Below are 13,138 nucleotides of genomic sequence, written 5' to 3' on the forward strand. Positions count from 1 at the left end.
CCATTAGGTCTTCGGGAGTACGATATTCTTTGAGCAACTCGTCAATGAGTTCCGGTCGAAAGGTCATAGTTTAGTGCCTTTGTTCATTAGTTCATTAGATCTTGTTTTTTGACCTTTGACACAAACTAATTTACAGTCTCAACTGGAGCATTTGATCGGGTCTTATCTTATCTTTCGATTTAAAAATCAACTGAACTTCCTGTCCTTCAGACAACTCTGGCACTTTTAATGGACGAAAGATGCCGTTTTCATAAACTGCTTCTACAATCTGTTGCATATCATTACTCCCTCCACTTTTAATTTTTCATTTTGCTTTTCTAATTGTTCCTGTGCCCATTCTCGCAGTTGCTCATCGGGGTCATTGATGGCGCGATTCTCTACGAGACACTTCGCGATCGCGCAGCAGTTCAAGAGTTGTAGGAGTGGTGCGATAGGGGGCACAGATCATGATTTATAGACATCCTTGCGATGCTTACACTGCAACAACCGAATTGTTTGTGTTGAGTCGTCGATTTCATAACGAACGCGATAATCACCGATACGAATACGGTACTCATTATTAGAGCCTTTCATCTTGACCACTCCATCAGGGCGTGGGTCTTCAGCGAGTTGTTGGTTTTGATAGCAATGCGATCGCAAACGTCATCAGGCAAGGTATCTAGCTGTTTTTGCACAGCTTCGGCATGATGATGGCGTAGGTCATGCCGATCGCTCTGCCCGTTGTTCCGTGTATTCATCAAAGGTCATGTAATCGCCTGCTTTGTAGTCAGCACGAGCCGCTTGAATTTCAGCAATGTCCTCGGTCGAGTCCTCATCATCGGGGAACAATTCGGCTTCCAAAAGTTCCCAAAGCTGATGCTTTTCAGCAATCCCTAAGGATGAGACTGCTTCTAAAAGTGACTGAAATGAAATATCTACTTTTACAGGATTCTCTGCCATTAGAATCTGCCTCCATTGTGAATCAGGAAATCTCTTCCAACTCAGGAACATGTTGAGCTTCATAATTCTCGATTAAAACACCAATCACATCCATCATCGAAGCAAGAGGATGAGTTTCATCTTCACCAACCTGATCGATCAAACTGTCTAGCAATTCAACTAAATGTTCGTATTCCTGCTCTGTGTGAGGCACGAAAACCGTTTCAGCAATAGAAGACCATGCTTTAATTGTTTGATCTGAATTGAGACTTGGCATTATTATTTCCACCTCTCTTCGTCATATTCTGCGTGAGTTAATACAGCTCGAATGTAAACTTTTTTCCGGTTGTAATGAATTGCTGTAATGAGTCTAACCTTGTTTCCTCCAATATTAAAAACTGTTAATTTACCTACTTGATCAGCTGATGGAAATAATTCACGCAGTTCAACAAATGAAACGAATTCATTCTGTTTAATGAGTTTGTACCACTGAGCCAGAGCATTCTTAACATCTGGATGAAGTTTGGCAAATTCGTTGAGTCGTTTGCGAGTAATCACATGCATATTGACTTGCTCATGCCTCCTCCATCTTTAATTTTTCTAATTGCTTTTGTGCCCATTCTCTTAGTTGCTCATCGGGGTCATTAAGGGCGCGATCGCGCAACAGCTCAAGAGTTTTTGGGTGAGTGGGATAGTTCTCAGTGACTGCTGTGAGAGCAACTAGACGTGGATTAACTAAAACTGTAGATGCACTTGAATAATGTTTATCTATATCAGCATTAACTGTAATTTCAGAAAGGATTTCCAGTCCCGTTGTATTTCTCCAACTCTTACCTATTTCATTTATTATTTCCTGCTTTACCCATACAGAAGTTTCATCTTGAATATATATTTTAAGCCATGTTGATATATCTGAATCATTTCCCCAATTTCTAACTACTGTTTTTGCAAACTCTGCACGTATCCATTCATCTTTATCCTGCTGAATATAGAGCTTGAAAAGCGATAGAGTTTGCGATTCGATATTATAGCGACTAGTAATCATCCTTGCGGCAATCACTCGTAAATAGGAATTTTTTTCCTCAACAATCAATGCCCTAAACCAAGACAATGTATCAGGATGATCATGGAAGAGTTGACCGATGGCTTGAACAGATGCCTGCCTCAAATAACGGTCTCCATCTTGTTGTCTTACAATATTTTTAAGCCAAGGCAAATGTTCAGGAGTATTTCGAAAAAGCCTTACTATAGCTGTAAACGCGGTCCAACGTACAGGCCCACTGATATCTTGTTGAGAACGAGATTCAAGCCAAGGTAAAGTATCAGAATTCTCCTTAAATCTCTCTGCAATTACATAGACCGTTGCCTCCCGCATACGCCAGTCATCAATTTGTTGAGCATAGTTCTTGAGCCAGGGCAATATGTCCTTACTAGAGAGGCATAAAAGGATTCGATTTAATATGGCTTCAGTTGCCTCAAATGTTAATGGAATCTCTGGATTTTGAAGTTCATCCTTGAGGGTATTAAGTAATTGAGAATTTGCTAAAGGTACAAGTTGTGGAGTAGACATCTCAATGCAACAGTCAGTTGCTAGAATCAAATTTGTAAATCCTTCCGGTTTCAGACGTTTTTTATCCTCGTCATGCTTGAGAAATACACTACGATCTAACTCTCTAGTCATTAAAAACTCAATCAATTCACCTGTGAACTTAGGGTCGATCGCTCCACAAATCAACCTCAAAACCTCATGCCAGGTTTCGTCTTGCCAGTGTTGACCAAACACATCATCGCGTAATTGTTCAAAGGTGAGGGTGCGTTGTTTTTCAAAACGGTGAACAATTTCAACGGCACAAAAATATTCCAAAAAGGTGCGATGCATGAAGCCGTAGGTGTCGGCTCCGCGATAGCAGAGGATAAAGTTTCGTTCTCGCAGTTGTTGAATCAACCGATTGGCTTTTTCGCGGGGTTCGCTAAAGCCCTGATCGCGTAAATAGTCGGTCAAAATGCGGGTCAATTGATCAGCACTAATGAGATTTCCCTTCAGCCCGTCTTCCCCTGCCTGCATCTCATAGGCAATCAGACGCAGCATTTCCTGCTTTTCTCGCCGCCCGATCGCATCCATCGGTAACTGCAATCGCTTGTGATCCACATCCCAGTGGTAGAGCAACACCCGTGATGCCTGGTCATAGAGGTCAGATCTGTCGCGGGGTAACTCCTGCCGTCGATTCAGGATCGCCATCATCGTTAGTAACAGCGGATTGTCTGCCAGGTTGGCGATCTCTTTGGAATTGGCAAGGGCATCCTTCAAGCGCTGTTTCAGCCTTACTTTATCCGGATCGCTGCCCATTGAGAGGTCATACCAGCGATCGATGAATTCATGAATCTCGTCGGTATCCAGGGATTGAATGGTGAAGTGTCGGAAGCCGCTGTGCTGAAGGCGATCGGGGTTGTAGCCGATGATGCGAGATGTGACTAATACCTGGGCGTTGGGATATTGCTGGGAAAAGCGAATGATATCGTCAATGACGGTGGATTGGGTGGTGCGATCAAATACCTCGTCCAGACCATCAAACATCACCAGTGTGGGAAACGCCAGTAAATGCTGATGCAGTTGCTGCTGGTCAAACTGCCAATCCACACCCCGACCGCGATGGAGAAATTCGAGAAAGTTAGCAGACGGAGTAATGGCAAATTCTCGTAGCTCAATCAATAACGGTAGCCTTGAGACCTCGGAGGTTTTCAAAACCTCCGAGGTCTGAGACTCGACCCATTCCAGTGCCAGATATTGCAATAGGCTCGACTTTCCTGAACCCGGATCACCCAAAATCACCGCCCGTTGGGAGTCTGCGATCGCTTCTAAAACCTTTCGTGCAGGTTGCTGAAAATACTCGTGACGATAATGCTCTAAAGCTTCGAGGGATAAGTCTTTTTCGAGTTGCCCTGCTGCTTGCAGTTGGCGTTTCAAGTCCAAAGGCAGGTCGTAGCGCAGGGGGGGCAATGCCTCTCGCACCGTTTGCTCGATGAACATTGACCAGAGCTTGATGGCATCGACCCGGTCAGTGCTGTCGAGGGTGTACAGCTTGAGATAGCCATAACTCGACTGCAAACTGTCTCGGTATTTTTCAACATCAAATCCCGGTGAAAGTTGCGCCGTATTGCGGGCAATGTCTTCCATCAAGTCGGTTGTGAATAGCGATCGCAACTCTGGATTCGCTTTAACAATGCCTTTGACTTCATAGACATATTCTTTGCAGACACCCCGCCAGTCAAACTCCTCGGCGGGAAATTGCCAACCAGACCCTTGATATTGTTGGGTCCAGATTTGCTCTAACTGTGCGTAATCAATTTGCTTGCAATCCTTTTCAAAGGCTTTTCCTAGAATGGGACGCACCGCCTTATCCTGCACAAACTTCTTGATTGCTGCCTGATAGTGATGCTGAATACTGGTTTCAGGAACGTCATTAAGCTGAAGTTCTTTAATAAATCGCTTGATAAAGTAACCAATTGCTTCTGCCATTGGCGTTTTTAGCGTTGCGGCGTTGAGTCGAGCAACTCCACTATTCAAAGAATCTTTGAAAAAATCTTGAACATACTTCTCCAGAACAGGCTTACTCAAATTGAGAACCTGCTCAAGCACCAGCTTACCTAGCTCTATTCCTGTTGTGGCTGCCAACCATTCCAGCATACTGAGATTTCAGACGCGACCGAACACTACTAATATCGCATCCATGTCAGGCAGATGCCAGAGATGGCAGGCTCAGGTCCCAGCAGGTAGGGTTGTTATTCAAAGGGTTGCACGGTTGCACCGGAAAAAATAGCCACAAAAATAAGTGTCCCTAAAATTTTGCCCGGTAAAACGGCTGGAATTGATTTTATTTTTTCCAAACCAGTAGACAGATTCTAAACTGGCAAGTTCAGGAGAGCGATCGCCCTTGTAAAAACCTTAAAGTGACTCCATCAAATTGGGGATTTCTACCAAAAGACCAGGGTTTCTACCATTAGCTTCTAGAGAAGCTAGATTTTACTACTTGCACTGAAACGTATCATTGCAACCAATCGCTCGATCGCTTCCCTGATGATTAAAAGATTTCTAACCTGTGGCAAAAGTACTTAATTGCGCCTCAACAGATCTGGCTCAACTTTAACCAGTCGCCCTCAGGTAACAACAGCCGATAGGACACAGGCAGTAGAAAGCCCTATGTTCAACCACTACCGCCCTGCGCCTACAGAAATGCCAAGCGCGAATGCTTTTCATGGGTGCTGGTAAGCCAGTTTGTTGTGCCGTTACCGCAAGCAACAGGTAATAGACCGTAAGCGGCAGGAAAAAGCCTGCTAACAACCAATCACTAACAACGGTCGAAGCCTGACCTTTGTGGCTTTTGCCATGCAGTTTTGTGTAGGTGATCCGGAAAAATGAAATCTCCGGATCATTCATCAGCCTGTGAGAAGTCTGGCATCGGAGCGATCGCTTTTATATCTTCATCAGAGGTGAATAGATGTTTTGCAAATCAAGATCATCTGACTATTTCAGTTACTCCGGTTCTTACGGTACCTCTTCCCTGGCAGGCGCAGACCTGTCTAGAATTGCCCCAAAAGCTTTCAGCTCCGAACTGAGCAATGCCCTCTCTAGCGAAAGCCTGTTTCGAGCGAGCGCCTTCACCTCCCTCGTCACCCCTGACCCTGGAAATACCCGTGCCACTGCTTACAACGTGGGTACCCTGGGCAGCAGTCCAGTTACGCTCTCCGATTCAGTCGGCAACACCGACCGCAACGACTTCTACAGCTTTTCGGTCGGGTCTACTGTCAGCTTCAACCTGTCCCTCACCGGGATGACTGCCGATGCCGATGTGCAGCTTCTGAGTGAAATTGGGGCAATTATTCAGAGTTCAGCTAACTCCAGGAACCTGGATGAGAGCATTAGCCAAACGCTAAGTGCAGGTACTTACTACGTTCGGGTTTATCAATACAGCGGCAACACCGACTACACTCTCGCCCTCTCTGCCACAGGCTCTTCCGCTTCTTTTCCAATGCCTACAGGGTTTAATTCCACCTACGGGTATGGACTGGTGGATGCGTCGGCGGCAGTTGCAGGGGCGATCGGTCAAACTCCTTTTTCTGCCGTAGCCAATCTGGGCGGTAATAACTGGAACCTTGACCAGATCAACGCTCCAGAAGTTTGGGCAAGGGGCTATACCGGGCAGGGTGTAGTCGTGGCTGTGATTGACAGTGGCGTAGATTATACCCACCCTGATCTGGCTGCCAATATCTGGGTCAACACCCGTGAAATTCCCGGCAACGGTATTGATGACGATGGCAATGGCTTTATTGATGACATTCGAGGTTGGGACTTTGTCCAGCGGGATAATACTCCTACCGATCCGAATGGGCATGGTACCCACGTGGCTGGAACCATTGCGGCGGTCAACAACAGCTTTGGTGCAACCGGGGTTGCCTACAATGCTCAGATCATGGCGATACGCGCTCTGGATGCAAACGGCAGCGGCAGTAGTGCAAACATTGCTGCTGGGATACGTTATGCAGCCAACAATGGCGCAGATGTGATCAACCTTAGTCTGGGTGGGGGCTTTTCCTCTGAGATTCAGTCCGCAATTCAGTATGCAACCCAGGTGGGGGCAATGGTGGTGATGGCATCTGGAAACGAGTCTCAAAGTCTGCCTAGCTATCCGGCACGGTTAGCAAGCCAGTATGGAATTGCCGTTGGTGCAGTAGACCGTAACAATAAAGTGGCAAGTTTCTCCAATGATGCAGGCACATCAGCGCTGAATTATGTGGTTGCTCCTGGGGTAAATGTTTACTCTACGACACCAAACAATACTTACCGCAGCTTTAGCGGTACTTCAATGGCAACGCCCCATGTGGCAGGCGTGGCAGCGTTGATGCTAAGTGCAAACCCGAATCTGTCTTCAGCAGAAGTAACCACTCTGTTAGCCGGAACGGCGAAGCGAAGTGGAATTACAGTTTAGGTTAACGCTCATGTAAACGCGATTCGTGTCGCTTAGACCTCCGAGGTTTTCAAAAACCTCAGAGGTCTTGGGTGGTTTGTGCGATCGCCCTCTGGTACAAATTGCTCTCTTACCTATCCTTGAGTAACCATCGGGGGCTAAACCCACCTATTTTGGAAGTATTTCGTATAACACGCTGCCCAAGGAATCTTGCACCCGTTGGAGGATGCCAGAATTTCCTAACAAAATTACTCTCTGTTACATATAGGGCTTTCTATGCCATGTCTGCTGGAAACCCTAGGGACAATAGAGATACTCTTCACCGCTGCAATGACTATGCCATGCCATCAAAAGATTTGGGGCCCGCTGCTGCTCGTCGGATTGGGTTCATTCGGTTTAGGTGCCTGTAACCAGATTGCTCAGCCACATAAAGTCCATCAAATGGCATCTGCTATTCAGTCCGCACCCTTCTCAGAGCTTGCGCCTGCCCTACCAGATGTAATTGCCCAGGACTCAACGGACAACATTTCACCCCAATTCGATAGCGCCGCAGACTTTGCTGAAGGTCTGGCACTGGTCGGGTTTGAAGATACCTACGGTTTCATCAATAAAGCTGGGAAAGTGGTTGTGAAGCCTGACCTGGAAATTAGCGGCATGTCTTCCTTTTCCGAAGGATTTGCCGTAGTCCGGTTTGGCGGTGTCACTGGATTTATTGATAAAAAAGGACAACTGGTTGCCAGTCAATACGAGGAAGCTTCCAAATTTTCCAACGGGTTAGCGTTAGTGCGGCAAGGGCGCAAGTACGGCTACGTGGATCAGACCGGGAAGGTCGTGATTCCGCCCCAGTTTGCTATGGCACTGGCATTTTCGGAAAACCTGGCAGCCGTGAAGATAGATGGTAAGTATGGCTATGTCGATCGCAGCGGACAGATCGCGATCGACCCTCAGTTTGATGACTCCTGGGGCTTTTCAGAAGGGATGGCAGTCATTCGCCAGGGCAAAAAATGGGGTTACCTGAGTAAAAGTAAAAATGTGGAGATTGCACCCCAGTTTGATGGGGCATTCCGGTTTTCCAACTCCATGGCGCGGGTTCGGGTTGGGGACAAATGGGGCTATGTAAACCGGCAGGGGGCGATCGCCATTTCGCCCCAATTCAGCTTTGCCTCCGATTTTTCCCAAGGGCTGGCAGCCGTCCAAAGCATCAATCAGTGGGGTTATATTGACAAGTCCGGTAAGAAAGTGATTAATCGCCAGTTTGACTTCGCTAGTGACTTTTCTGAAGGGCTGGCAGCCGTTAAGGTGGATGGTAAATGGGGCTATATTGACAAATCAGGCAAACTCACGATTCCAGCCGTCTTTGACAACGCGGGACCCTTTGCCGAAGGCATGGCAAGAGTTCAGGTGGGGGATAAATGGGGGTACATCAGCCAGCGTTCTGCCCAGGGAAATTCTTAGTCGCATGGCATAAGGTTTTTCGCTAATCGTGTGTGGGGATGAGTGGATGAGCTACCCCTTTACCCCTCTACCCCTCCACCGTTCCAGCCATGCAGATCGTTCCATTTGGTTGAAATTGGGGAATTCTTCGAGCAGATCCGGATTCTCCAATTTCACTCAATCAGAAATTCATGTATAACCTGGCACACTTTACTCTCAGCGATATGACTGAGTGTGGAGCAGCTCTCCGTAAGATTGGTGGGGGAGCGACCACAATGGAAGAAGTTGCGAATCGAATCGTTCAGTATCTCTACAAGCATTTTATTGATCCTCAAACGGGGGGCAGATCCCTAGCCCTGGTGCGGTTATTCAAAACCCATGCCTATAGTGACTTGGATCCCGCCTTGCGCCTGGTAGTTGAGCGATCGCTGGGCAGAGAACCGGCTTCCCCTCAAATGAAAAGCCTGACCCTGCTGGCAACGGCAGGAGAACACCCTGACTGGAATATTAGACAGACATCCCAGGGACATCAGGCAATTCCTCTGATTAGTGCCGAACTGGTCGCCCAATCGCCGATGATCTCCCAGTTCATTCGCCAGTTGGGGTTGGAAATTGGCACCGTGCTGGAACCCGATCCTGATCTGGTGGTTGACCTTGAGCAAACCACCTTCAATGTCTTTCATGTCCCGCAGGCAGTTGGTAGTCCCTTCGTTCCAGCACAGGCTGAGTTCGTCATTCCCTACGGGGTGCAATCCGTTTTGGGATTTGGCGGAATGCTGGCTTCCGGCAATCTCTTAGCCATCATCATGTTCTCCAAAACGCCTATTCCACGAGACACCGCCGACCTGTTCAAAACCCTGGCGCTCAACGCCAAGATGTCACTACTGCCCTTTGAAGGAAAAGCTGTTTTTGCAACTGCTGCCAGCCTAAACCTATGACCCACAATAGCCTTGTAGACCAGACTGGTATTGAAGTCAGCCATGAAACAATTCAGGAATTGGTTCAGCTTCGAGAGCAGGTTGCAGCTTTAGAACAACTTCTGGAAGTCTATGAGCGTGAAACTCTGGATAAATCTGCCAAGCTGGAACAGGCTCTTGCTGTGGTTAAAGAACACGCCCAGCAACTCTCCAGATCGGAGGCACAATCACGCCAGCTAGCACAGCGCCAGGAATTGTTGAACCGTCTGGTAAGTCAGATTCGCCACTCACTGGATCTGGAAACAATCCTCAAAACGGCTGTAATCGAGATCCGTCAACTGTTACAGATTGATGCCTGCATTTTCTGGTGGTATTCCCCAACCTTACGGAGTTTTCAGGCAGTTTGCGAAGCCCATGCACCTGAGATCAGCCAAGATTTCCATCAAATTTACGTGGGCAGTCACCCCACCTGTCTAGAGAGCCTGTCTCTGACCACAGACATGCCCTTGAATGTTCTCCCCTATCCAGAAACCAGCCGCCTGAAGGCAGCATTTGAGGGCTATGACCAGTTCATTCTGCCTGCCCAAACTCGAAATAAAAAGTTGGGCGTGATTCACTGTCTCCATCAGCAGGCAGCCCGCGACTGGAGTATGGATGAAGTTGAACTGCTTCAGGCAACGGTTGATCAGTTGGCGATCGCCCTTGATCAGGCAGAACTCTATGAACAAAGCTGCACCGCGACGGCACAGGCACAGGCACAGGCACAGGCGCTAGAGCAAGCATTAAAGGAAATCCAGCGGACTCCCCAACTGGTTCAAACTGAAAAAATGGCAAGCCTGGGTCAACTGGTAGCCGGTGTAGCACACGAAATTAACAATCCAGTCAGCTTTGTGCATGGCAACCTGATCTATGCCAGTCAATATGTTGAGGATTTGCTAGATCTATTGCATCTCTATGCCACGGAATACCCCACCCCCACTCCTGAAATTCAACGTAAAATAGCCGCGATCGAAGTAGACTTCATTGCCGAAGATTTACCCAGACTGTTTGCTTCGATGCAAGTGGGGGCAGAGCGGATCCGCGAAATTGTGCGATCGCTGCGCACCTTCTCCCGCCTGGATGAGGCTGAAATTAAAGCGGTCAACCTGCATGAAGGCATGGATTCTACCTTGATGATTCTGCAAAACCGTTTGAAAGCCACCGCTAATAAACCCGCGATTCAAATCATCAAAGAGTATGGCAATTTGCCACTGGTTCAGTGTCATGCAGGGCAACTCAACCAGGTGTTTATGAACATTCTGGTCAACGCGATCGATGCCCTGGAAGAAAGTTTTGAGCTAAAAGTTTTCAGTTCCAGGTTAAATTCAACCCCAGCGACCACCCACTCTCCGGGAACGTCAAAAGCCACCCCCCCTCACCCCACTATTAAAATTTGCACCGAACTCAAAAGCAACGAAGTGGTTTTAGAGGCTGACTCCTGGATGCTCAATTCCGCCTGGGTGGTGATTCGCATTATCGACAATGGCCCAGGCATGGATGAAACGGTACGTCAGCGGTTATTCGATCCCTTTTTCACCACCAAGCCAGTTGGCAAGGGAACCGGGCTGGGAATGTCCATTAGCTATCAAATTGTTACCGAAACCCACGGTGGTCGATTGTACTGCAACTCAAGTCCAGGCAAAGGAACCGAATTTGTGATTGAGATTCCTGCACACCAGGAGATGGCAAGCTAAGTGCTAGACTATGGACTCTGAGCATATCGCTTGTGCCTGACTGGGAGTTTCTGCAATGGCGGTGGAGGAGCAAATAGCCCGGCTAAAACAGGGGGTTGACCACTGGAATGAGTGGCGATTAGGACATCCTAGAGTTGCTATTGATCTGAGTGATGCGGACTTGAATCAGGTCAATTTGAGTGGGATTAATCTCCATGCCGCCAACCTGGATGGCGCTGACCTGAGCTACGCCAATTTAAGTGGTGCTGACCTCCGCCAGGTTAACCTTCACGTGGCTAATCTGGAACGGGCTAACCTGAGCCATGCCAATTTGAGCCACGCCATTCTCTATATTGCCAACCTGGATCGGGCAGACCTCCATCTGGCAGACCTGAGCAAAGCCGATCTAAGATGGGCAGGGCTGATTGAGGCAAAGCTGAAACAGGCAAACCTGCATGAGGCAAATCTCCACGGCGCAAACTTGAAATCTGCTAATCTCGCTGGAGCCATCCTCACCCACGCTGACTTAACCGAAGCCAATCTCGCTCGCACCGATCTAACAAACACAAACCTGAAAGGGGCAACCCTGCCCGATGGAAGCGTGCATTTGTAGATGAAGTCGCACCTCACACCTCACCCCTTGCACCTTACACCCATGACCCACCCCAATCTAAAATCCGAAATCCAAAATCCAAAATCTGAACCCTCCTGGCAGCAAGGAGAATTGATCGACCTGGAGATCACTGACCTGAGCGACAGCGGAGATGGGGTCGGACGATATGGGGAGCGGGTAGTATTTGTGCCGGATACCGTGACGGGCGATCGCGTTCGGGTACGTCTGGTGCGGGTCAAACCAAATTATGCTCACGGTAAGCTACATGAGCTTCTAGAACCCTCTCCCCATCGGATTCGCCCCCGCTGCATCGTGGCGGATAAGTGTGGCGGTTGCCAGTGGCAACATGTGGACTACGCCTACCAACTAGAGGCAAAGCAAAATATTGTGATCCAGGCATTGGAGCGCATTGGCGGCTTTAGCAATCCTTCAGTGCATCCCATCCTGTCGGTGGCTGAACCATTAAACTACCGAAATAAAGCAACCTATCCCTTGCGGCGATCGCAAACTGGGCAGGTGCAGGCAGGCTATTACCAGAAAGGAAGCCACCAGATCGTTAATCTGAATCAGTGCCCCATCCAGGATACGCGCCTGAATCCTTTGCTGGCAGAGGTGAAACAGGACATTCAGCAGCGCGGGTGGGGTATTTACGACGAGACAAACCACCGCAGCAAACTGCGTCACCTGAGTCTACGAATTGGACGTCGCACAGGAGAAATATTACTCACGCTGGTTTCTAAAGAGGGCAACCTGAACGGGATTGAGGAACAGGCTGAGGCATGGATGGATCGCTATCCGGGGTTGGTTGGTGTGGTGCTAAATATCAACCCCGATCGCACCAATGCCATTTTTGGCAATGAAACCCACTGCATTGCCGGAAAGCCCTACCTGACAGAAACCTTAGCTGGGTTGAGCTTTCAGATTCGTCCAGATACCTTCTTTCAGGTCAATACAGAGCAGGCAGAAGCACTTTTACAAATTATTTTGGATCAGCTCAAGCTAGAAGGGCATGAGGTTCTGGTGGATGCCTACTGTGGAGTCGGCACACTTACCTTACCCTTAGCCCAAAAAGTAAAACAGGCGATCGGGTTAGAGGTGCAGGCGGAGGCGATCGAGCAGGCGTGGAACAATGCGATCGCAAACCAGATTCAAAATGTAGACTTTCAGATTGAAGAAGTCGAAAAAGCACTTCCATTTCTGAGTGTGAAGCCAGATATTGTATTGCTCGATCCACCCCGCAAGGGTTGTACTCCAGCAGTGATTGCAGCACTCCAGCAAATACAGCCAGAGCGCATTGTTTATGTCAGTTGCAATCCTGCTACCCTTGCCCGCGACCTCAAACTGCTCTGCCAATCTGGGGAGTATCACCTTCAGCAAGTCCAACCCGTCGATTTCTTCCCTCAAACCGCCCATGTTGAATGTGCCGCATTTTTAACTCGTCTTTAACCTCTCTTCAACTAGCTCAGGTCCCACACTCCAGCTATGTCAAAAAATTAGCGCTCATTCCCTGTTGGTAGTCTGTGTGCAGCCTAAAGTTAAGGTCAGGAGTCTGAGCATATTTGAAATACAAAATTTGATTAC

Annotated in this window: 14 protein-coding genes; 6 read left to right on the top strand and 8 right to left on the bottom strand. The window is 48.1% G+C overall.

Features of this window, described 5'->3' with window-relative positions:
• Positions 1-130 precede the first annotated feature (130 nt).
• The 8 genes from AC1S52_RS26335 to AC1S52_RS26370 all read right to left on the bottom strand — a co-directional run bounded on the left by AC1S52_RS26335 (position 131) and on the right by AC1S52_RS26370 (position 5,353).
• Positions 131-277, bottom strand: a complete 147-nt coding sequence (locus AC1S52_RS26335; RefSeq protein ID WP_482032015.1) for an antitoxin family protein — start codon at positions 275-277, stop codon at positions 131-133.
• Positions 278-444: 167 nt separating this feature from the next.
• Positions 445-573, bottom strand: a complete 129-nt coding sequence (locus tag AC1S52_RS26340; protein ID WP_482032016.1) for a type II toxin-antitoxin system RelE family toxin — start codon at positions 571-573, stop codon at positions 445-447.
• Complete coding sequence (locus AC1S52_RS26345) at positions 570-737, bottom strand: hypothetical protein (protein WP_482032017.1); 168 nt, start codon at positions 735-737, stop codon at positions 570-572. The genes AC1S52_RS26340 and AC1S52_RS26345 overlap by 4 nt, the downstream gene beginning before the upstream one ends.
• A complete protein-coding gene (locus AC1S52_RS26350; RefSeq protein ID WP_482032018.1) occupies positions 700-939 on the bottom strand; it encodes a hypothetical protein in 240 nt (79 codons plus the stop codon). Before AC1S52_RS26350 ends, AC1S52_RS26345 begins: the two co-directional genes overlap by 38 nt.
• Before the next feature lie 22 nt (positions 940-961).
• Complete coding sequence (locus AC1S52_RS26355) at positions 962-1,195, bottom strand: hypothetical protein (RefSeq protein ID WP_482032019.1); 234 nt, start codon at positions 1,193-1,195, stop codon at positions 962-964.
• 2 nt (positions 1,196-1,197) lie between these two features.
• On the bottom strand, positions 1,198-1,482 hold the full coding sequence (locus tag AC1S52_RS26360; protein ID WP_482032020.1) for a type II toxin-antitoxin system HigB family toxin: 285 nt from the start codon (positions 1,480-1,482) through the stop codon (positions 1,198-1,200).
• Positions 1,483-1,492: 10 nt separating this feature from the next.
• Positions 1,493-4,603 carry an NACHT domain-containing protein gene (locus AC1S52_RS26365; protein ID WP_482032021.1) on the bottom strand — a complete coding sequence of 1,037 codons (3,111 nt, stop codon included), beginning with the start codon at positions 4,601-4,603 and terminating at the stop codon, positions 1,493-1,495.
• A gap of 456 nt (positions 4,604-5,059) precedes the next feature.
• Positions 5,060-5,353, bottom strand: a complete 294-nt coding sequence (locus tag AC1S52_RS26370; RefSeq protein ID WP_482032022.1) for a hypothetical protein — start codon at positions 5,351-5,353, stop codon at positions 5,060-5,062.
• Positions 5,354-5,414: 61 nt separating this feature from the next.
• Here AC1S52_RS26370 and AC1S52_RS26375 point away from each other — a divergent pair, with 61 nt between their 5' ends.
• From AC1S52_RS26375 to rlmD, 6 genes are all read left to right on the top strand, one after another.
• Positions 5,415-6,902, top strand: coding sequence for a S8 family serine peptidase (locus tag AC1S52_RS26375; protein ID WP_482032023.1), 1,488 nt, complete (start codon positions 5,415-5,417; stop codon positions 6,900-6,902).
• A gap of 420 nt (positions 6,903-7,322) precedes the next feature.
• Entirely contained in the window at positions 7,323-8,336 is a 1,014-nt protein-coding gene (locus AC1S52_RS26380) for a WG repeat-containing protein (protein ID WP_482032024.1), read from the top strand.
• A gap of 170 nt (positions 8,337-8,506) precedes the next feature.
• Entirely contained in the window at positions 8,507-9,253 is a 747-nt protein-coding gene (locus AC1S52_RS26385; RefSeq protein ID WP_482032025.1) for a hypothetical protein, read from the top strand.
• Complete coding sequence (locus AC1S52_RS26390; protein ID WP_482032026.1) at positions 9,250-10,965, top strand: GAF domain-containing sensor histidine kinase; 1,716 nt, start codon at positions 9,250-9,252, stop codon at positions 10,963-10,965. Before AC1S52_RS26385 ends, AC1S52_RS26390 begins: the two co-directional genes overlap by 4 nt.
• 55 nt (positions 10,966-11,020) lie before the next feature.
• Complete coding sequence (locus AC1S52_RS26395; protein ID WP_482032027.1) at positions 11,021-11,557, top strand: pentapeptide repeat-containing protein; 537 nt, start codon at positions 11,021-11,023, stop codon at positions 11,555-11,557.
• Between the two features lie 42 nt (positions 11,558-11,599).
• Positions 11,600-13,003, top strand: coding sequence for a 23S rRNA (uracil(1939)-C(5))-methyltransferase RlmD (gene rlmD / locus AC1S52_RS26400; RefSeq protein WP_482032028.1), 1,404 nt, complete (start codon positions 11,600-11,602; stop codon positions 13,001-13,003).
• Positions 13,004-13,138: the final 135 nt, after the last annotated feature.

The sequence above is a fragment of the Kovacikia sp. CALU 1929 genome (assembly GCF_056784235.1).